The organism is Acidaminobacter sp. (assembly GCF_030247605.1).
GTDB lineage: Bacteria > Bacillota > Clostridia > Peptostreptococcales > Acidaminobacteraceae > Acidaminobacter.
In genome coordinates, this window is sequence record NZ_JAOTSB010000005.1 from 132,721 (window position 1) to 152,652 (window position 19,932).

Consider the following 19,932-nt stretch of genomic DNA (forward strand, 5'->3'; position numbering starts at 1 on the left):
CTTCCGCACTTGTCTCCTGCACTAATCTTCCCGCAATCGTCTGTCCACAATTGCCCACGCACGCACTCATTCTCCTGCTCCACCGCAAAACAAAGCGCCAAGGTGGGGCGACCCTGGCGCCAGGCTCATATTTCGGGCGTGCGCTATTCGATTTCGATTTTTTTTGAAACTTCTGTTTTCTTGACCTTTGGTACTATGATGTTCAGCACGCCATCCTCAAACTTTGCCTTGATGTCCTCCGTGCTGGCATCACCCAGATAAACCGTGCGCTGCATGGAGCAATAGCGGCGCTCTTTATGAACGTAGTTCTTCTTTTCTTCCTCTGTTTTTTCTTCGCGCTTGATGCCTATGGTCAGCCTGCCTTCATTCATATCCAGCGAGATTTCTTCTTTTTTAACCCCTGGCAGATCCGCATCAATTTTGTAGTGATCTTCCGCCTCTTCCACGTCCAATTTAAACGTGTCGCGCATCAGGCTGCGTGAAGGCATCCAGTTATCGTTAAAAAAGTCATCAAGCATGTTGGTGAAGTCATCTAACCCACGCGGCCTGAGCGTGAGATTCGAACGCCTTTGGTTGAAAGGAACGAGTCCTGACATGATTAACAACTCCTTTTTATTCAGATTTGTATTTAGAAGCTTTAGGTTAAGGTTTCAACTTCATGAGTGAGGTTGTTAGCACTCGCGCCCCTCGAGTGCTAATCTCTAATTATTATATACACCTTTTCGAAAAAAATGTCAATAATCCTCTGTTATTTTTACCCCACCTCACTTCATTTTTTCTTCCCTGGTTCTGCACCACAAAAAAGAAGCCGGTGTCGAGCCCAACGCACTTTGCGAGTTGTCTCCTCACCAGCTTCCATTCATTTGTTCTTCAAACTTCTGCGCTTCCAATTCGAAGCCAGCCCTTACACAGGCTGCTTAATCTAGATCCAGCCCTTTCCGTTTGCCGATTGTCGCAGCGCGTCCATAATTTGCATATTTGCTCACTCCGACACGCACCTTTCCTCCACCAGCACCGCCCTGACCGGCGATGCTTCAGCGCCAACAATCTTCAGCGGCAGGGCAATCAGCTTATACTCTCCAGGCTCAATATATTTCAGCATCAGACCCTCCAGCACCATGCATCCAGCTTCGAACAGCACTTTATGGCTCGGATGGCCCGCTTGTCCTCTTTCAATGCCTAGACCGTCCGTGCCTACCCCTTTAACGCCCAGTTCAGCCAGATAGGTCGCAGCCGCCTGCCCCAGATAGACAAACTCTTGATCAAAGGTTTCTGAAAAGCTGTTTTTTGTCTTGAACAGAACGAAGTCGCCCCTCTTGAGATCGAAGGGTATCAGGGTCTCAGGTGTAATTTCGCCTTCCAGAGAGGTCAGCGAGATCACGCGGCAAGCCGTCATCAGTGAGGCAAGCGAGACCTCATCAATGGAGCTCCCTCCCGCCAGCATATGCAGCGGTGCGTCCAAATGGGTTCCCGTGTGGAGATCCAGCTCCAGTGTGCTGCTGGTCACGCCGTCAGTCTCTGCTTTCTTGGTAAAGGTCAGTTTTGGCTGCCTGGCCTCGTCGTTCTTGTAAACCGGCATTCCAGCGCGTATGGGTATGGTGATGTCATAAAGTTTCATTCGCCTCCCCCTCTTCCTTTATTTGAGTTTCCGCGTGATCTGCACCAGGCTTCCCGGTGAGCGTTTCATTGCTTCCCGCCTCATAGCGCAGCAGCTGCTCTGGATTGTTTCGGATAAAGCTGACGACTGGATCCGTCAGCTTCCAAGCCTGCTCAATTTCACCCCAGGACGTAAACAAAGTCAAGTCATCATTCAAAGCGTCCAGCAGCAATTTTTCATAAGCTTCCGGCGAACGCTCGCCGATCAGGCAGTTCTGGCAATAATCCAGCTCCCGCTCAACCACCATAGCTTCCGCGCCGGGCTCAAGGACGTTGAACCGAATTTGAACGCCTTCCTCTGGCTGGACCTTGATCTCGATCAGGTTCGGGGCGATCTGATCTCCAAGCTGGCCCGCGAGCTTCGTCGCCTTCATTTTAATCTCAATTGACGTCCTTTTTTCACTAAGGCGCTTGCCTGTCACCAGCTTGAAGGGGACCCCGCGCCATCGCGGTGTGTCCAGCTCCATGACCAATTCAGCAAAGGTTTCTGTTGTGGACTGCGGCGTGATGCCCTCCTCCTCAAGAAATCCTTTGATCCCCTCTGAGGCAGCATACTGCCCGAAGCGGCAGCGCGCCGGATCCAGCTTCATCTGTGACATGGCCCTGACTTTAGATGCCCTGACCGCTTCCGGACCGAGGACTTCCGGTGCTTCCATGGCCACAAGCGCCGCCATTTGAAGCATATGGCTCTGGGCCATATCCCTCAGCGCTCCTGCCTGATCGTAATACGCGCCTCTGCCTTCTATGCCGATGGTCTCCAGCGCGACAAGCTTCACTTCTTCAATATAATCCTTGCACCACACGGCGTCGAAGATTGCGTTCGAGAACCTGAGGGTAAACAGGCTCCTCAGCATAGCCTTCCCTAAATAATGGTCAATTCTAAAGATGGACTTCTCGTCAAAATGCTCACGGACGCCCTCATTGAAAGCCACTGCGGATTCCAGGTCATACCCGAAGGGCTTCTCGAGCAGCAGCGCCGAGCCCGGTTCATCCGCAATCCCGCTTCTTTTAATGGCTCCTGCCACCTTTGCAAAAAATTCGGGCATAGTCGCCAGAATAAAGAGGGATCGCGTCGCCGGACCATAGATGTCTTCCAGTTCCGTTTTTAACGCAAAGAGGTCCGCCTGAGCACGTAAGGACGCCGGATCCTCCGGCTGACCCAGCGGTTCAAAATCCATTCTCACATAATACAGTCTTTCCAACAGGCCATCCAGATGAACGCCGCAGATCTGCTCACAGGTTTGGGCGACGTAGGTTCGGAAGACACTGTGTCTGACTTGCTTTCTTCCCACACCAATAACGATGAGCTCTCGCCCCTCCGCCATCAGCCTGGCCAGCGCAGGCAACAACTTTTTACGGCTCAGGTCTCCCGTCGCCCCAAAGATCCAGACATATTCCATAAGCCTTATTCCTCCTTACGCGCCTCATGTCCCCCAAACTCATACCGCATCCTGCTCAGCAGCTTGGCGCCAAAGCCCTGACTCTCCGTGGCATAGCGCTTAAACAAAGAAAGCGCTATGGTTTCGACAGGAACCTTGAGCCTCAATGCTTCTTCGACAGTCCATAAACCTTCCCCGCTGGATTTGACCACAGGCAGCAGCGACTCGATTTCCTCTGTTGACTTTAGTGCCCTGGCAGTAGTACCCATTAAAAAGCCTTCGATTATAGAACCTTGATCATAGACTTTAGCAATTTTTTGAAGGTCAAACCCATACTCGGATTTTTTTAAGAGTTCAAACCCTTCTGAAATGGCCTGCATCATGGCATATTCAATCCCATTGTGGACCATCTTGACATAATGTCCGGCACCGGACCGTCCAAAGTAACCATAGCCGCCCTCGACCGCCAAATCACTGAACAGCGGCTCCAGCCTGACATAAGCCTCCCGTGATCCGCCAATCATCAAACAGGCGCCATTTAGAGCGCCTTCAGTGCCGCCGCTTGTTCCCACATCCAAATAATCAATCCCTCTGGAGGCTAAAAATTCAGAGCGGCTGACGGAGTCTTCAAAATGGGAGTTTCCGCCATCAATCACTACATCCCCACCTTTTAAATGCGGCAGCAGCAGATCAATAGTGTCATCCACCGCGTCCCCTGCGGGAACCATCATCCAAATAATCTTGGATGGGTCGAGCTGCTGTACAAAGGCACCCGTGTTCGTAACCGCTTCGAGGCCTTCCAGCTGAAGTTCCTCCGCGCGCCGGGCTGCCCGTGTTAAGACAACCACGTCATGCCCATGTCGGATCATATTTTTCGCCAGTCCAATGCCCATTTTCCCGGCGCCGATCAATCCAATCTTCAACCTTAACCCCTCCTAAGTTGTTACTTAACCCCTCACACAAGCAGCACACACGAACTTACCTAACCACGGCGCCAAAGGGTACCAGGGACAGCTGGGCAAACTTAAAGTGCTGCAGTCCGAAAGGAATTCCTATCACCGTGACACAGAACAATGCGCCTATGACCAGGTGACCTATGGCCAATTCCCAGCCAAAGAGGAGCAGCCAGAGAATATTCATGATTAATCCGCCAAACCCAAAGTTTCCAATCACCACTTCCCGGCCAAAAGGCCAGAGGACCAGACCAGCGATTTTAAAGCACTGAACTCCAAAGGGAATGCCTATGACGGTGATGCAAAGGAGCAGACCTGCCAGTGTCCAGGCAATCGCGCCCAAAACACCGCCAAAAATCAGCCAGATCAAATTGCCTAAAAAACGCATCACGCCACCTCCTTTTTATCTATTCAATAAACGACTCACGGTGTTTCCACCGTGCCATCCTCATAGCGCGCAAACCGGCCAGAACTCTGCGGATTGACGGGATCAGAACGTTTCCATGGCCATCCGCCAAAGGCAGTGGCCTGATAGTCTCTGGACGCCGCCACAATTTCTTCCCTTGTATTCATGACAAACGGACCGTATTGAACTACGGGCTCGTTGATAGGCTCCGCTTCGAGGAGCAAAAACTTGGCTGGGGCTGTGCCATTGACCAATTCAACCACTCTGCCGCCATCCAGCGTACATCCATGATAGGAGGGCAATGCAGCCCCATCAAGGCTCAGGCTCTCACCTTCATAGAAATAGAGCGTCCGGTTCAGGGTCTCAGAGACCGCCGGCAGGGTGTACACCGCGCCCGGCGCCATTTCCGCCAGCCAGATGGAGACGTGGTTGGCTTCTGACGACGCCCAGGAATCCGGTGTGGGCTTCAGACTTTTGATGTTTTCAACTTGACCGCTGATCAGGCGGATTGTGGTTTCACGACCACGGGTATCCGTCTTTGTGATTATGGGTATTTGCTCTGACCACAGCATCTTATAATTCGGTTTGACGAACTTGTCCTTCGCCGGCAGGTTGAGCCAGATCTGAAAGAGTTCAAGAGGATTGGGCTTGTCCTGATGCACCATAGGGAACATCTCGGCGTGCTGCATGCCGCTGCCTGCGGTCATCCACTGGACGTCGCCGCCTCCATAGCGGCCTGTGGCGCCGCTGGAATCCGAATGGTCCACGAGACCTTCGAGGACTACAGTTACCGTTTCGAAGCCTCTGTGGGGATGCTCGGGAAAGCCGGGAACGGTGCGGCCGTGGTACATGCTCCAGCCGCTCGGGTTCTGAAAGTCGCTGCCCAGGCTTCTATTTCCCAGCTGCCTGGCCGATGGTCCCTGGTCCTCATTCCCCTGAGGATAAGCATCCTTATGGTGAACACAGAACAGGAAGGGGTCCTGCACCGGCCAATTGAATCCTAGAGGGAAGGTTTTAAGAGTCTCTTTTTTTTGTATCATCTCAGTCCTCCATACTTTTAAGTTTAGTTTCAGACGCGTTAACGCACAACGGCTTCGAGTCAGTGACCTCAAGCGCAGGGGGCTTCAGTCCTTCAGTCAAGGAATCCCTCATAGAGAGGAAAGCGCTCAGCCAGAGCCTCTACAGCCTGACTGACTTCGTTCAGGACTTCCGGATTTTCATGATGGTCTGCCACCCGCGTCATTAACTCCGCTATCTCACGCATTTCCGAACCTCCCATGCCCTTGATGGTCATAGCCGTCACGCCGACGCGGACGCCGCTCGTCACCATAGGTTTTTCCGGATCCTGGGGGATCATATTTTTGTTGACCGTAATGCCGACGCTTTCCAGTACCTGTTCAAACCGCTTGCCCGTCAGCTTCTTGGTTCTGAGATCCACCAGCAGCAAATGGTTGTCCGTTCCACCGGATACCAGTCTGAAGCCTTTCTCCTCAAGGGCTTCGCCCAGCGCGGCGGCGTTTTCAACGACTTGCTTCGCGTAAGTCTTAAACGCGTCCGTCATGGCGTAACCGAAAGTAAAAGCCTTGGCCGCCATGGTGTGCATGTGCATGGAGCCCTGTATGCCCGGGAACACGGCGCTGTCAACAGCCTTGGCATACTTCTCTCTGCAGAGGATGAAGCCGCCTCTGGCGCCTGCCAGAGTCTTTGTCGTCGTAGAGGTGACGAAATCCGCGTGTGGTACCGGGCTCGGAATGACACCTGCTGCAATCAGCCCCGCAATGTGGGCAATGTCCACAAACAAGTACGCATCTGCGGATTTCGCTATGCCGGCCAGTCGTTCATAGTCAATCAGCCTTGGATAAGCGCTGGCGCCGGCGACGATCATTTTTGGCCGGTGCAGCTGCGCAAGACGTTCAACGCTCTCATAATCTATAGTCTCCGTGACCGGATCAAGCCCATAGTCAAAGAAGGTATAGGTTCTGCCGGAGAAGTTCATAGAATATCCATGTGTCAAATGGCCGCCCTGATCCAGCTTCATGCCCAGAATGCGGTCACCGGGCTGCAGGACTGAGAAATAGACCGCCTGATTGGCGCTGGACCCCCCAAGTGGCTGAATGTTGGCATGCTCTGCGCCAAAGAGGACTTTCGCCCGCTCCACCCCCAGGCGCTCCATGTCATCCATGACGGCGCAGCCGGCATGATAGCGCTTTCCCGGGTAACCTTCCGCGGTCTTGTTGGTGAGTACAGACCCCTGGAGCTCCAGAACTTCTGCAGGTACAAAGCTTTCTGAGGCGATCAATTCAAGACCTTTTCTCTGGCGCTGTAGTTCTCGCTGGCATATGTCGTATAGAACGGGATCTGAGTGCTTCAATCTTTCAAGTCTGTCTGACACGTGCTGACACCTCCGCAGAATTAAGGTTTACTTATTTGGCAAAGCGCGCAGACTTCGCTTCAAAACGTTTTATGCGCGAGCCGGCACATTAAAGTCCCGCTTGTACAAAGCGCTGATAGAACGCCTTCACAATTTTGCTCAAGGCCGGATCCAGTCTCGAGAAAACCCTGTGACGCTCGTTGTCAGTCAGGCCAAACTCAGCTTCTGCAATGGCGCCGGCCATGCAGGCAATTGTGTCACTGTCTCCGCCTATGGAAATCGCGTTTCTTATGGCGTCCTCAAGGCTCTCGGATTCCAGCCAGGCTCGGATGGCTTGCGGCACTGAGCCCTGACAGGAGACTTCAAACTGATACCAGCCGCGTATGCTGTCAATGGATTCGCTGAGATCATAGTTAAACGCCGACTCTATATAGGCGCGGACAGCGGCCCTGTCATTGCCGGTTCTGGTCAGATAAACTGCGCTGGCTATGGCCTGTGCGCCCTTGATCCCTTCCGGGTGATTGTGAGTCACTTCAGCCGTGGCCTTTGCAACCTTCAATACCTCTTCCAGGCTCCCAAAAGCCCAGGCAACGGGACTGACTCTCATAGCCGCGCCGTTTCCAAAGCTGTTATAGGGTTGTTCGGAATTTGACATTGCCCATTTCGCGAAGCCGGAACCAAAGCCGGCATGAGGATATCTAAGAAAGTAACTCCTGTAGCGTTCAGAAAAAGTTTTGTTTTCGAGAAGCGCTTCCATGGTCGCCACCGTTAAAACCGTGTCATCCGTGAACCGGCTGACATGGGTCCACAACTCAACATTTTTGGATTTATGATTGTGGTGTTCGAAAAACGAACCGCACATGTCACCGTAAATAGCCCCCAGCACAGAATCCCACCCCCACATTTCTCATCACTTCTCAGCGAAAGCTGTTTTAGCCGATGGTCACTGAACCACAACCGAACAGCTCAACACCTTGCATATGTTTGGAATGATACCCTTCCGCAAAAAAAATACACTCCCGAATCCTTTCAAGGGGAGTGTATCTTCCATAGACTCTAGAATTCATGGTGCTCAGTTCTGGCAATGATCTCATCCTGGAGGCTCTTGTCCAGGTTATTGAAGTAATCGCTGTAACCTGCGACGCGAACGATCAGGTTATTATATTTTTCAGGATCGAACTGGGCAGCTTTGAGCGTATCCGCGCTGACCACGTTAAATTGGATGTGATGCCCATCCAGCTTAAAGTAGGACCTCACCAAATCCTTCATGTGCCCAAGACCTTCTTCACCGGCGACGACTTGAGGCGTAAACTTCTGATTGAGCAGTGTGCCGCCCGTTCTAAGGTGATCCATTTTGGAAGCGGACTTAATGACTGCTGTAGGTCCTTTACGGTCTGTGCCCTGCACCGGAGAAATACCCTCGGAAAGCGGCATGCCTGCCTTCCTGCCTTCCGCAGTCGCGCCTATGACAGAGCCAAAATAGACGTGGCAGGTCGTCGGCAGCATTTCAATGATGTATTTACCGCCCGTGACAGTAGGACGGCCTGTGACTTCATCATGGAAGGCATTGAACACCTGGAGCATGATTTTATCTGCCCGGTCGTCATCATTGCCGTAGCGCGGCGTTTTGTTGAGCATAATCTGATGGGCCACCGGATCCTCTTCAAAATTCTTGGCAAGCGTATCGAGAAGACTTTCCATAGTAAAGGTCTTATTTTCAAAGACATGATGGTTGATCGACGACAAAGTATCTGTAATGCTGGCTATACCGACACCCTGAATATAGCGCGTATTGTATCTGGCCCCGCCATTATTGTAATCCTTGCCTTTTTCGATGCAGTCCTCAACGACAATGGAGAGGAACGGCGATGGCATCATCTTGGCATAGAGCGACTCAATGACATTGTTGCCTCTGATTTTGATGTCGACGAAATGATGGAGCTGTTTCTTGAAAGCTGCCATAAGGTCGTCCAGGTTCTTAAATTCGAGCGGACTTCCTGTCTCATTGCCTATTTTTTTTGAAGTTCTTGGATCGACGCCGTTGTGCAGGGTAATTTCTAGAATCTTTGGCAGATTGAGATAGCCGGTTAAAATGTAAGCCTCCTTACCAAAGCAGCCTACCTCGACACAGCCGCTGGTCCCGCCAACCCTGGCGTCCTCAATGGCCTTTCCCTGGCGCATCAGCTCTTCCACCACCGCATCCGTGTTGAAAACAGATGGGAAACCCATGCCTTCACGTATGACTCTCGAGGCCTCAATGACAAAACGATCCGGATTCTTGCGGCTGATTTGTACATTCGTACTTGGCTGCAGTGTGCGCATTTCGTCAATGATTTCAAGAAGAAGATACGAAATCTCGTTGACGCCATCAGATCCATCCGGTCGAATCCCACCTATGTTAATATTACAGAAATCCGTATAAGTGCCGCTTTCTTTTAAAGTAATCCCGACCTTTGGCGGTGCGGGCTGATTATTCGCTTTGACCCAGAAGCATTCCAGAAGCTCCTTAGCGCCCTCCCGGTCCAGAGTCCCTTCAGCGACCTCCTTCAAATAGAACGGCTCAAGATGCTGATCGAGCTTGCCCGGACAAAAAGCATCCCAGGTGTTGAGCTCTGTGATGACCCCAAGATGGACAAACCAGTACATCTGCAGCGCTTCCTGGAAGGTTCTTGGCGCATGGGCCGGAACGTGGCTGCAGACTTCTGCGATCTTCTCCAGTTCTGCTTTTCTTACCAGGTCATTTTCTTTTTCAGCAAGTTCCAACGCTTTCTCCGCGTGACGAATGCCAAAACGTATGATGGCGTCACAGGAAACCGCCATGGCTTTGAGCTGCTCCCGTCTGTCATAGGCGTCCATCTGGGTCAAATCGTTTAGTTTTTCAATTTCCTGCTCAATTTCCTTTTTGAAATCGAGGAATCCTTTTTTGTAATATTTGTCATCCCCTACCGTGTGACCCGGTGCCCGCTGCTCCATGAACTCCGTGAAGATGCCTGCCTCGTAACAGTCTCTCCAAGAAGCCGTCATGTTGGCAATGAGATGGTCCCGCATGGATTTGCCTCTCCAGAATGGGATGATCTCATCCCTTTGAATAGCTTTCGTCTGATCATCCACCCTAAAAAAGATTTTTTGACGCAGATCAATGACGTCAAAGTCTTCTGTGGTATGGCAGCAGAGCTCCGGGTAGGTCGGCGCGGACTGTGGCGCAGTACCTCTTTCCCCAACAATCAGCTCACCAGGATTGATCACAATGGTTTTGTGCTCCATCAGATGCTTGAAGGTCAGTGCGCGCAGCATCGGGATCGACACTTTGCCTTCATACTGCTTGTACGCCTGGGTCACGAGCTGTGCCCGTTCAATGGACAATGTCGGTACAGTGTCCACACTTTGCTTTCTCAACTGGGCGATGCGATCGTTCATTCCAATTTCCCGTCTGATTACAGCTGGCATCTCATCATCCTCCAATTCGAACCGTCAGCCCGAAATTCTCAAGTCTATTTTTAATGCGCTCCATTTCCATTTGCGACGGCTCTGCCAGGCTATCCAAACTATATGCCTGACCCAGCCGTTCATATTTGCCGCGGGCTATGCCATGATAGGGCAACAGGAAAATCTTCTGTATATTTAGAGAAGACAGCAGCTTTCCGAGTTCATCAACATGAGTGTCGCTGTCATTGACCCCTGGAATCACTGGAAGTCGGAGGCCTATTGCAGCCTTTCGCGCCGACAGCTGTCTTAAATTTTCAATAATGATTTTATTTGAAACGCCTGTATAGCGTCTATGCATGTCTTCTTCCAGATGCTTAATGTCAAACAGGAACAGATCTGTATAGTCGATAATCCGTTCAAAATCCTGCCACCTCGCATGTCCGCTGGTATCCACTGCGGTATGCAGTCCTCGGGCCTTTGAAAGCTTCAGCAGCGCTTCCAGCGCGTCGATCTGCACCATGGGTTCCCCGCCTGAAAACGTCACCCCACCGCCGGATTGCTGGTAAAAGACAACGTCCTTGTCAATTTCAGTCATGATTTCAGCCAGAGTCATCTGCTTGCCTGCCATCTGAAGGGCTTCCGTTGGACACGCCTCTGTGCAGGCGCCGCAGCGCACGCACTTTCCGCGATCTATGTTGATCTTGTGACCATCGGCAGACAAAGCGTTTTGCTTACAGACCTTAACGCACAAATGGCAGCCAATGCATTTCTTGTTGAAGTAGACGAGCTCAGGCTGAGGGTGAATGCTTTCGGGATTGTGACACCAGGCGCAGGCCAGGGGACAGCCCTTGAAAAAAACCGTCGTCCGGATGCCCGGACCATCATTGACGGAAAACTTTTGTATGTTGAAGATCGTGGCGTTCAAGCTCTCACTTCCTTTTCTTACGAAGCCAGTGAAACTCTGATAAATCGACTGTCAATTATTAGTTTATCAGAAGTTTAGAGGAAAATGAACTTAGCTTCTTCTCAATTTTTCAGCAGTCTGGTGAGAGGCACGACATCCCAACCGCTCTTCAATCTGGACTTTTTCACCGGATCACAGTATGATAGAAGTCAAAAGAGCCTTACCTCTTAGTCAAACAAAAAGGAGACGTACCAAAATGGCACTTATTCAACTCATAAAAAAAATCGGTGTCGGCGCCGGTGTCGCTGTGGTCGCTGTCACTGCGCTGCCTGTTGCAGGGGCTGTGGGCACTATTACCGCAACCGGCGCTGCGGTTGCTTCCATTGTCGGTGGCATTGCCGGCGCAATTGACCATATCCACGAAGAACGAAGCGAACATTCCACCAAGAATTCAAGCAGCGGAAAGACTGTGCGTCGGTAGATCTTCGCACCTGAACCTTCGCTTTAGAGAAAGGACACTCTGAAATGCTCAAATACTTTTTGTATTATCTCCTGCTCATAAATCTGATCTCACTGAGCTTATGCTGGTACGACAAGCGCGCAGCGATCCGCCAGAAATGGCGCATCAAAGAAAGCACACTGCTGTTGTCAGCGGCCCTCGGGGGCTCAGTCGGATTCTACGCGGGCATGAAAGCCTTCCGCCACAAAACCAAGCACCTGAAGTTTACCGTACTCGTGCCATTGCTGATTGTGCTGCAATCGGCAGGGCTGATCTGGTTCTTTTTCTTCAAAAACGCGTAAAAAGCTGCCTTTCAAAAACGAAAGCAGCTTTTTTTATTGGCGAAAATAAATTTTTATGCCCGCGTGAGGACAGCATTCCAATCCTCAAAAACAGCTGCTATGTGAAGAAGCAGCGTTATTAGGCCTTGCCAGCTCTATAAGTTTTGGTGATCGAAATCACTTCACCGCCCAGCATCAAAATCATGCCTGTAAAATAGAACCAGATCATCAGGACGACGACCGCCGCCAGCGAACCGTAGACCAGTGAAATATTGCTGAAATTTTGGATGAAAAATGAAAACAGAAATGAAATCCCAATCCATCCAAAATAGGAGAATATGGTGCCCGGCAATATTTCAACGAATCGAAGCTTTAAGTTCGGCAAATGCTGATACATCTGTGACAGAACCAAAAACGGCACCGCGATCACCAGCGCCCAGCGCACAATCATAAACAAAGTGACAAACGCTTCCGGTATTGGAATGTAAAGCCTGAGCGCGTCAATGACGCGGCTGCTGAGGCTCGGAAGAACCAGCATGACAACCACCGCCAGGGAAAGACCCAGAGTAAAGACCAGGCTAAGCCCTATGGCAGTTACCGGCGACTTCCTGCCTCTGACCTCAAACGCGGCGTTCAGGGCCCTCTGAAGGGATCCGACCGCCTTCGAAGCGGACCATAAGGCCGCTAGTATTGACACGGACAAGACACTCCCGGAATTCGCCGCCAGATTATTTTTGATATAGCCCTGCACAATTTCGAGCGCCGCCTGCGGAATAAATTCCAGAGTTGATGAGCTCATAAAGTCGTAGGCGACTTCCAGCCTAGACAGTATGGCAAATAAAAATATCAAAAACGGAAATATGGAGAGCACAAAGAAATAGGCCATCTGAGCGCTGAATGCCGTCAGGTGATGACGCCCCACTCGTTTTAAGAGTTCCTTGAAAAAAAAGCTGAAATAGGGCTTCATTACCATCCCTCCTTTCAGTGGCTCATACCGGCAGGCTTGAACCGCAGATGTCTTTAGAGAATTTCTTCGAGCCTTTGAATGTCGCCGGCCTCTAGGCCGACAAGCCACGCTTCAACGGTTTTCCCGGAGACTTCCAGACCGGCGTCAAGCTCTGCCAGCGGCACCAGGACAAACGCCCTTTCGTGCATCCGCGGATGCGGCAGTGTCAGAACGGGATCCGAGCTGACAACGCCTTGGTATAAGAGAACATCCACATCAATGGTCCGCGGCCCCCAGCGGATCAGCCTCACCCGTCTCAGAGACTGCTCAACGGACTGGCAAAGGGCTAAAAGCGCCTCAGGTGTCAGCCCGGTCTCGATCTCAATCACACCGTTGACAAAGTCATCCTGATCCAAATAGCCCACAGGTGCTGTAGCGTATAATGAGGACTTTGCCACCACCTGGGTCTGCGGTCCCTCGCCAATGAGTCTGACCGCCTCCCTGAGATTTTCAACCTTGTCTCCAAGATTGCTGCCAAGCCCAAGATAGGCCCGAGCCATTATCTCGCCCTCCGGATCTCAACGCCAAAATAATCAAAAATACCTCTTACAGGCGCCTCCGGTTTTTTGACGCGAACCAGAACCTCCGCCACCACGCCGTATTTCGCCAAGATGCGCTGGGCAATATTTTCTGCCAGCGCTTCAATCAGATTATAACGGGCAGACTCAGCGAAATATTTCACATCATCATAAACCTCTGCATAACTTACAGTTTGGGCGACATCATCAGACGCGCCCGCCCCGGAGAGGTCCAGAGACAACTCCACATCAATAAAAAACTTCTGGCCTATAGCGCGCTCTTCGTCAAGCACGCCATGGAAACCATAAAACCCCATGTGACTCATTAATATTTTATCCATGTCTAACGCCTCCGGGTCATGGCATCCATGACTTTGACCGCGCGCAGATTTTCTTTGACATCATGGACCCGGATCACCTCAACGCCTTGAACGACGCCAAACACGCTTGTGGCTACCGTGCCTTCCATCCGTTCCTGGGGCGGAAGATCGAGGATCTTGCCTATCATGGACTTTCGCGACGTCCCAAGCAGCAATGGATAACCGAGCACGTGGAGCTCATGGAGACGGGGCATCAGATCAATGTTCTGCTCTGAGGTCTTTCCAAAGCCAAATCCAGGATCCAGCATAATAGACTGGTCGGGGATCCCCGCAGCCTTTGCAATGGCAATAGACTTTTCAAAAAACTCAATCATGCTGTCCACGATATCCGTTTCATAATGGGTGCCATTCTGATTGTGCATTATAATGACCGGCGCGTCAAACTGAGCGGCAACCCGGGCAATTTCCGGCTCCCGCTGGAGGCCCCAGATATCGTTGACAATCTCAGCGCCGGCCATCAGTGCGCAGCGCGCAGTCTCCGCTTTATAGGTGTCAATAGAGATAGGGATGTCAAATTCAGGGTGTGCCACCAAAGCCTCAATGACCGGCAGCACTCTCGAAATCTCAAGTTCCAGCGGTACCTCCGCAAATCCCGGACGCGTCGACTCGCCGCCAATATCAATAATATCCGCGCCTTGATCCGCCATTTCGAGGGCCTGTTCAATGGCATGCTCAATAGTGTCGAACTTCCCGCCGTCCGAAAAGGAATCCGGGGTCACATTCAAAATACCCATGACCAGCGTCCGCTTTCCAATTTCCAGGGTGTGCTGCTTCAAACGCCACTCATAGGGCTCATATTTCGGTAAATGATAAAGTCTGCTGTGCACTGCTTCACCCCCTGCTGCCAACACCCATGCCTATCAGCGACATCGCTTCAGCTCTGGATTTGGCATCCACTTTGAAAATTCCGCGGACCGCAGAGGTCACCGTCTTGCTGCCCGGTTTTTTGACACCGCGCATAGTCATGCACATGTGCTCCGCCTCGACCACGACTATAACGCCATAGGGGTTCAGCTTCTCCATGATCGTGTCCGCCACCAGCGACGTGATGCGTTCTTGAAGCTGCGGACGCTTGGCAATGGTTTCTACGACGCGCGCCAATTTGCTGAGCCCTGTCAATCTGCCGCCGCGTGGAATGTAGGCGACATGAGCCTTCCCAAAAAAAGGCACCAGGTGGTGCTCACACATGGAATAGAAGGAGATATCACGGACCAGAACCAGTTCCTCGTGAGAATCCTCCTGGAATATGACATCAAGGTGCTTGCCCGGATCTTCACCCAATCCGCCAAAAATCTCTTCATACATTCTGGCGATCCTGTCAGGTGTCCCTTTAAGTCCTTCACGGTCGGGATCTTCGCCAATCGCGATCAGCATTTCTCTGACGGCGTCCTCTATACGCTTATTATCCATATCTTCTCTCCTATTCTCGAGGTGTTGCCTCCGCCGTTATGGGCTGAGGCTTTCGCAATCTTCCGCTTTGTCTTTCAACTAATTTGGTTCAATTACTTTTCTACCCAATTCCAAAGGCTTCACACGTGAAATCCCGGAGTGCCCTTATTCTGCTTCCTTCACAAGGTCCAGCACAGAAGCCTGAAGCATCTTAAACAAGTCCAGTGCAGGGGACTGTGCCGATGGTCTCTGCCACACAACCTCTTCAACCCTGTCAACATATCTTAACCGCATGAGACTGTTGGTGACGAAAACGAGCTCCGACGTCAGCAGCGCTTCCAGCGGAAATCGCCCCTCGACCGCACTGATGCCGGCAAGCTTTGCTGCCCTCAGCACATTTGCCCGCATGATTCCAGGCAGAATGCCGCAGTCCAGCGATGACGTGAACAAACGGCCGCCCGCAATCCAAAATAGGTTGGCTACAGCGCTCTCCGCGACATAATCCAATTCATTCAAAAACAGGACGTCCTTAAAGCCCCGCGACATTGCCCGGTCCTTCTCAAGGAGGTGATCCGCATAGCCCTGCCACTTAAGGCCAGCGACAGGCGATCTGGAATTTTTGGCAAAAGCGCTGAGTCCCAGTGAATACGGCTTCTCCAGCCCGCCGTCCTGAAGTTCTCCATAGGGATTGGGGCGCAGATAGAGCTGCACGTCCACCTCAGCGTCAGAGGCAGGCGTCCCGCGCCGCATAGCCAGAAGCTTCAGTGCACCTGACTCACGGCCGGCAGCTGCCTTTGCCGAAGTGAAAGCATCCTTCAGTGCTTGAGACGACAGACTATAACTTAGACCTAATTTTGCAAGCCCTGCATTGAGTCGGTCCAGGTGGGCTGCAGACTGCTCAAGCACACCGTTATCAAATCGCAGGGTATCGAATATGCCATACGCGAACTGAATGCCTTCAGAAGCACAGCGGCTCTCAACCGCTTTGCCGTCCAGCCAAAATACCGATGGTCTGGTCACTTCCAGTCCGCCTCCTTCATTCGCAGCTAGCTGCTTAGGGCGCGCATCAGCGCCCGGGCTTTGTGCAAGGTTTCCTCGTATTCAGAATACTCGTCTGAATCCCAGACAATGCCGCCGCCTACTTGAAAGTAAGCTTTGCTGCCTTTCGCGACAATGGTCCGGATCACAATATTCAGATCAATATCACCATTAAAGCCAATATAGCCTATAGAACCCGTATACAGATTACGCTGGGTTGGTTCCAGTTCGTCAATGATCTCCATGGCGCGGATCTTTGGCGCACCGGTGATTGATCCGCCCGGGAAAGAAGCCTTCAGCAAATCAATTGGGGTCAGACCAGCTTTAAGTGTCGCCGTAACTGTAGATACTAAATGGTATACCGTTGGGTATTCTTCAATGACAAAGAGCTCCGGCACTTTGACAGTACCAACCTCCGCAACCCGGCCAAGGTCATTGCGCTCAAGATCCACTATCATGAGGAGCTCGGAGCGGTCCTTTTCGCTGGCCAGCAGCATGGCGCTTTCATAGGCGTCTTCCTCGGGGGTTTTCCCGCGGGGGCGCGTACCTTTGATGGGACGAGTCTCAATTTCGCCGTCTCTGATTTGTATGAATCGTTCAGGGGAACTTGAGAGGATCGTTGCCTCTTCAAAAGGCATATACGCTGAAAAGGGGGCCGGATTGATGATTCTGAGCTTTTTATAAAGCTCGAGAGGCTCATCTGTCATTTCAGTTTCGAAGCGCTGCGTCATATTGACCTGATACAGATCTCCGGAGCGGATATACCGTTTGATTTTACGGATGGACTCAAGGTAGTCTTCTTTATCAAAATTAGATTTGAATTCCGGAGAGGTTGTTTTCCAAGTCGGCTCCAGGTCGCGGCCGGTCTTTTCCACCTCGCGAATTCTTGCCTCAAGGGCGTCCAGTCTTGCTTCTGCCCCCGGACGACGGTCGAGTTCCGTCAGCCAAACCTCGTCCTCTTTGTGATCGACGAGAATTGCCGTTTCATAGAGTCCCAGGATGGCATCCGGTATGTCGACGTCGTCCACCGCGGTCCTCGGCAGTGCCTCTACGTGGTGGCAAAGATCATAGGCCAGGTAGCCCGCCATGCCGCCGCCAAAAGGAAGCTCAAAATCCGGTGTACGTTTTGTTTGATATAACTCGTATCTTTCCTTTAAAAAGTCAAAGGCGTTCCCGCTAAAGACTGTTTTAGTTCCCTCTAAGCAGTTTTCCAGCTCAATGTGCTCACCCTTGATCCGAATGCGCTCGAAGGGAGAGGCCATGATCAGCGACCATCGGCCCAAACGCTCCGGGTCCATACCGCTGTCCAGAAACAGCGGATGAGGGAGATCTGAGACAGCAAGAAAAAGCCTGAAACTGTCAAGGCCGGTCTGAAGCTTTCGCTTAATCATGCTTTCACCTGCTTTCGCCATTCATCTGCCAGCTTAAGGAAATTAGCCAGCATGTCGAGTCCGTGCTCCGTCAAGATCGCTTCAGGATGGAACTGCACCCCTTCGATGAGCTTGTCACGGTGCCTTAAGCCCATGATTTCGCCAGCTTCAGTCTCCGCGGTGATTTCAAGGCATGCCGGCAGCGTCTTTCGATCGACCACCAGAGAGTGATAGCGCGTGACATTGATAGGATTCTTCAAGCCGCTGAACACGCCCACATTTTTGTGGCGGATGGGATGCACCTTGCCGTGGACCGGCTCAAGACCCTCCTGAACGCTGCCTCCGAAAGCCTGGCCAATGGTCTGATGACCCAGACATATGCCCAGGATAGGGTATTCATCTTGAAGCTCCTGTACCACACTGAGGCAAATACCGGCCTCCTGAGGCGTTTTGGGTCCGGGTGACAGGACGATCATATCCGGATTCATGTCCCGGATGTCTTCAAGGGTCAAGGCGTTATTTCGCACCACCCTGACTTCACGTCCAAGCTGCATCAGGTACTGCACGAGATTGTAGGTAAATGAGTCAAAGTTATCAATCATGAGGATCATGGAATAGCATGCCCCTTTTCTAAAAAGTATATGCTGATTATACCTTCCGCTTTTGGTTAAAGTCAACAAGGTTCCCCTCATTGCAGGCTCTGTGATATACTGAGTTAGAAAAACCTTTGTGGAGGTATGACATGTCTTTCATTCTTGGCACAACTTATGACGAAAGTGCTGCTCCAATAGATAGGGATTACGAAATGCTTGAGCGCCTCTCCGAGGCGGGGTTTCGCTCACTGGAACTGGCGCTGCACCCTCGGGCTCTGGATCTTGGACGGGCTGGCGCGCTTAAGAATTATACACGCCAACCCGGATTTTCCTTCGCTTTTCACGCGCCGGATTTCGCTGATCCGGGCGCTTTTGATTTGAATCATATTATGGCGCCGGAAGGCTCACGAAACCCCTTTAAGGCATGGATGGATCAATGCGGCGACTTTGGTGAAGCGGTGCAGCTCATCTTTCACGGCGCTGCCACGGAAGCAGACACATTCCGGTTTGTGGATTTTGCCTTGGAGTGGATCGAACTATCCAGGGGCAGTCAGGTTCTGCTGCTTGAAAATACTTTTTCCCGTTCACCTGCGGACGCCCGGTTTGGAGAAACCCGTAGTGCACTGAGTAAGGTACTCCGGGCGTTTTCAGGTTCAAGGCTGGGACTATGTCTGGACACTGCCCATTGGCTGAGAACCATAAATCATGGGGTTTTTCCAATTTCACCGGAAAAAAATTTTAAATCTTCTCTGAGCGCCCCGGGCAGGGGTTCTGAAGGCTTTGAGATTCCTGAACTGCTCCTTGGGGATATCAGACGCGTTCACGTCCATAGTGTCGAACCACTTTCAGGGCGTGACCACCAGGGCGTGACCGAGCGGGATGAGGCGACGGCGTTCTTGCTTAAGCCATGGACAGCCACAAGGGCAGATCAGGTACATCAGGACTGTGTTCTTTCTGTAGAAGTACTGGCGGCGAACCTGCCGCAGCGTGAGGCTGCGTGGCTGGATGCCGTTCTCTCAAGCGGCGCGTGGCTGAAGAGACTATCAATTATGTAAGAACTTAGTGGGGGATGAAAGACGAACGCCGCTGAATCCGCCTTCTGACCACGCTGTCTAAAAGCCTATGATTAGCTCTTTAACAACATCAGTTGACTTAAGCAGGCCAACCGTCATCTTCAAAAAATACAAAAAGCACAGCCGTTTAGACCCCACTGTGCTTTAAGATTGCTAAATTCTACTTCCTCAGCATCCCGTAACCACCATAAACCGGCTTGATTTCCGACACCGTGATGACCGCGCCGGTTTCGGAATTCTGTATAAATTTAACCAGTGCCTTGACACGTTTTCTCGGGACAAACATAATGAGAATAGCCCTTGAATCGTGTCGTCCTTCGCCATGTACCTGGGTAACAGCAAAACCCTGCTCGCGTATTTCATCTGCGAGCATCAACCCGGCGTCTTCTTTGACAATGACCTGGACTTCAGAAAGTCCCAGACCAATTTTCTCTTCAAGAATACTGCCCAAATAGTTCCCCACGGAAAAGCCAATGGCATAAAAGACGCCTTTCAGCGGATCCTGAGAGATATTTTGTATGACATTACTGGCAATAAACAGCCACAAGAGGATCTCCACGAACGCGATGACCGCGCCAATAGTTTTTTCCCCTTTCGTAATCAGCACAATCCTAATCGTGCTGATACTGACTTCCACGATTTTGGCGAATAAAATAAAGAAATAGATTAGAAAATCCATATTTCAACCTC

Annotated in this window: 22 protein-coding genes; 3 read left to right on the plus strand and 19 right to left on the minus strand. The window is 51.4% G+C overall.

Going from position 1 to position 19,932, the window contains the following annotated elements; genetic code table 11:
* Nucleotides 1-143: 143 nt before the first annotated feature.
* From OEL90_RS04210 to OEL90_RS04255, 10 genes are all read right to left on the minus strand, one after another.
* Nucleotides 144-596, minus strand: coding sequence for an Hsp20/alpha crystallin family protein (locus tag OEL90_RS04210; RefSeq protein ID WP_291403096.1), 453 nt, complete (start codon nt 594-596; stop codon nt 144-146).
* 386 nt (nt 597-982) lie between these two features.
* Nucleotides 983-1,618 (minus strand): cyclase family protein, encoded by a 636-nt coding sequence (locus OEL90_RS04215; protein WP_291403094.1) that lies wholly within the window; start codon nt 1,616-1,618, stop codon nt 983-985.
* A complete protein-coding gene (gene zwf / locus OEL90_RS04220; RefSeq protein WP_300687241.1) occupies nt 1,605-3,056 on the minus strand; it encodes a glucose-6-phosphate dehydrogenase in 1,452 nt (483 codons plus the stop codon). Before zwf ends, OEL90_RS04215 begins: the two co-directional genes overlap by 14 nt.
* 5 nt (nt 3,057-3,061) lie before the next feature.
* Nucleotides 3,062-3,958 (minus strand): phosphogluconate dehydrogenase (NAD(+)-dependent, decarboxylating), encoded by an 897-nt coding sequence (gnd, locus tag OEL90_RS04225; RefSeq protein ID WP_291403090.1) that lies wholly within the window; start codon nt 3,956-3,958, stop codon nt 3,062-3,064.
* A gap of 55 nt (nt 3,959-4,013) precedes the next feature.
* Nucleotides 4,014-4,376 carry a YccF domain-containing protein gene (locus tag OEL90_RS04230; RefSeq protein ID WP_291403088.1) on the minus strand — a complete coding sequence of 121 codons (363 nt, stop codon included), beginning with the start codon at nt 4,374-4,376 and terminating at the stop codon, nt 4,014-4,016.
* Between the two features lie 35 nt (nt 4,377-4,411).
* Nucleotides 4,412-5,434 (minus strand): pirin family protein, encoded by a 1,023-nt coding sequence (locus OEL90_RS04235; protein ID WP_300687243.1) that lies wholly within the window; start codon nt 5,432-5,434, stop codon nt 4,412-4,414.
* 92 nt (nt 5,435-5,526) lie between these two features.
* The gene (gene glyA, locus OEL90_RS04240; protein ID WP_291403084.1) at nt 5,527-6,786 is read right to left on the minus strand and encodes a serine hydroxymethyltransferase; all 1,260 of its coding nucleotides are present in this window, start codon (nt 6,784-6,786) and stop codon (nt 5,527-5,529) included.
* An 88-nt stretch (nt 6,787-6,874) separates the two neighbouring features.
* Nucleotides 6,875-7,651 carry an ADP-ribosylglycohydrolase family protein gene (locus OEL90_RS04245; RefSeq protein ID WP_291403082.1) on the minus strand — a complete coding sequence of 259 codons (777 nt, stop codon included), beginning with the start codon at nt 7,649-7,651 and terminating at the stop codon, nt 6,875-6,877.
* Nucleotides 7,652-7,821: 170 nt separating this feature from the next.
* Complete coding sequence (hypD, locus tag OEL90_RS04250; RefSeq protein ID WP_331488104.1) at nt 7,822-10,212, minus strand: trans-4-hydroxy-L-proline dehydratase; 2,391 nt, start codon at nt 10,210-10,212, stop codon at nt 7,822-7,824.
* Between the two features lie 4 nt (nt 10,213-10,216).
* Nucleotides 10,217-11,116, minus strand: a complete 900-nt coding sequence (locus tag OEL90_RS04255; protein ID WP_291403080.1) for a glycyl-radical enzyme activating protein — start codon at nt 11,114-11,116, stop codon at nt 10,217-10,219.
* Nucleotides 11,117-11,351: 235 nt separating this feature from the next.
* Between OEL90_RS04255 and OEL90_RS04260 the strand changes: the two genes are divergently transcribed.
* Both OEL90_RS04260 and OEL90_RS04265 read left to right on the plus strand, forming a co-directional pair.
* On the plus strand, nt 11,352-11,576 hold the full coding sequence (locus OEL90_RS04260; RefSeq protein WP_291403078.1) for a hypothetical protein: 225 nt from the start codon (nt 11,352-11,354) through the stop codon (nt 11,574-11,576).
* Between the two features lie 44 nt (nt 11,577-11,620).
* Nucleotides 11,621-11,896, plus strand: a complete 276-nt coding sequence (locus OEL90_RS04265; protein ID WP_291403076.1) for a DUF1294 domain-containing protein — start codon at nt 11,621-11,623, stop codon at nt 11,894-11,896.
* 118 nt (nt 11,897-12,014) lie between these two features.
* On the opposite strand, the gene OEL90_RS04270 is transcribed toward OEL90_RS04265, so the two are convergent.
* From OEL90_RS04270 to OEL90_RS04305, 8 genes are all read right to left on the minus strand, one after another.
* Nucleotides 12,015-12,842: a YihY/virulence factor BrkB family protein gene (locus OEL90_RS04270; protein ID WP_291403074.1), complete on the minus strand. Its 828-nt coding sequence runs from the start codon at nt 12,840-12,842 to the stop codon at nt 12,015-12,017.
* A gap of 53 nt (nt 12,843-12,895) precedes the next feature.
* Nucleotides 12,896-13,381, minus strand: coding sequence for a 2-amino-4-hydroxy-6-hydroxymethyldihydropteridine diphosphokinase (folK, locus tag OEL90_RS04275; protein ID WP_291403071.1), 486 nt, complete (start codon nt 13,379-13,381; stop codon nt 12,896-12,898).
* Nucleotides 13,381-13,740: a dihydroneopterin aldolase gene (folB, locus tag OEL90_RS04280; protein ID WP_291403069.1), complete on the minus strand. Its 360-nt coding sequence runs from the start codon at nt 13,738-13,740 to the stop codon at nt 13,381-13,383. Before folB ends, folK begins: the two co-directional genes overlap by 1 nt.
* 2 nt (nt 13,741-13,742) lie before the next feature.
* Nucleotides 13,743-14,513, minus strand: a complete 771-nt coding sequence (gene folP, locus OEL90_RS04285) for a dihydropteroate synthase (RefSeq protein ID WP_307730849.1) — start codon at nt 14,511-14,513, stop codon at nt 13,743-13,745.
* A gap of 97 nt (nt 14,514-14,610) precedes the next feature.
* Entirely contained in the window at nt 14,611-15,189 is a 579-nt protein-coding gene (gene folE, locus OEL90_RS04290; protein WP_291403064.1) for a GTP cyclohydrolase I FolE, read from the minus strand.
* A 144-nt stretch (nt 15,190-15,333) separates the two neighbouring features.
* On the minus strand, nt 15,334-16,188 hold the full coding sequence (locus OEL90_RS04295; protein ID WP_291403062.1) for an aminotransferase class IV: 855 nt from the start codon (nt 16,186-16,188) through the stop codon (nt 15,334-15,336).
* 26 nt (nt 16,189-16,214) lie between these two features.
* Nucleotides 16,215-17,597 carry an aminodeoxychorismate synthase component I gene (gene pabB / locus OEL90_RS04300; RefSeq protein ID WP_291403061.1) on the minus strand — a complete coding sequence of 461 codons (1,383 nt, stop codon included), beginning with the start codon at nt 17,595-17,597 and terminating at the stop codon, nt 16,215-16,217.
* Complete coding sequence (locus OEL90_RS04305; protein WP_291403059.1) at nt 17,594-18,187, minus strand: anthranilate synthase component II; 594 nt, start codon at nt 18,185-18,187, stop codon at nt 17,594-17,596. Before OEL90_RS04305 ends, pabB begins: the two co-directional genes overlap by 4 nt.
* A gap of 131 nt (nt 18,188-18,318) precedes the next feature.
* Here OEL90_RS04305 and OEL90_RS04310 point away from each other — a divergent pair, with 131 nt between their 5' ends.
* Nucleotides 18,319-19,224 (plus strand): TIM barrel protein, encoded by a 906-nt coding sequence (locus tag OEL90_RS04310; RefSeq protein ID WP_291403057.1) that lies wholly within the window; start codon nt 18,319-18,321, stop codon nt 19,222-19,224.
* A 178-nt stretch (nt 19,225-19,402) separates the two neighbouring features.
* Here OEL90_RS04310 and OEL90_RS04315 read toward each other — a convergent pair whose 3' ends face one another.
* Entirely contained in the window at nt 19,403-19,921 is a 519-nt protein-coding gene (locus tag OEL90_RS04315) for a DUF2179 domain-containing protein (RefSeq protein ID WP_291403055.1), read from the minus strand.
* Nucleotides 19,922-19,932: the final 11 nt, after the last annotated feature.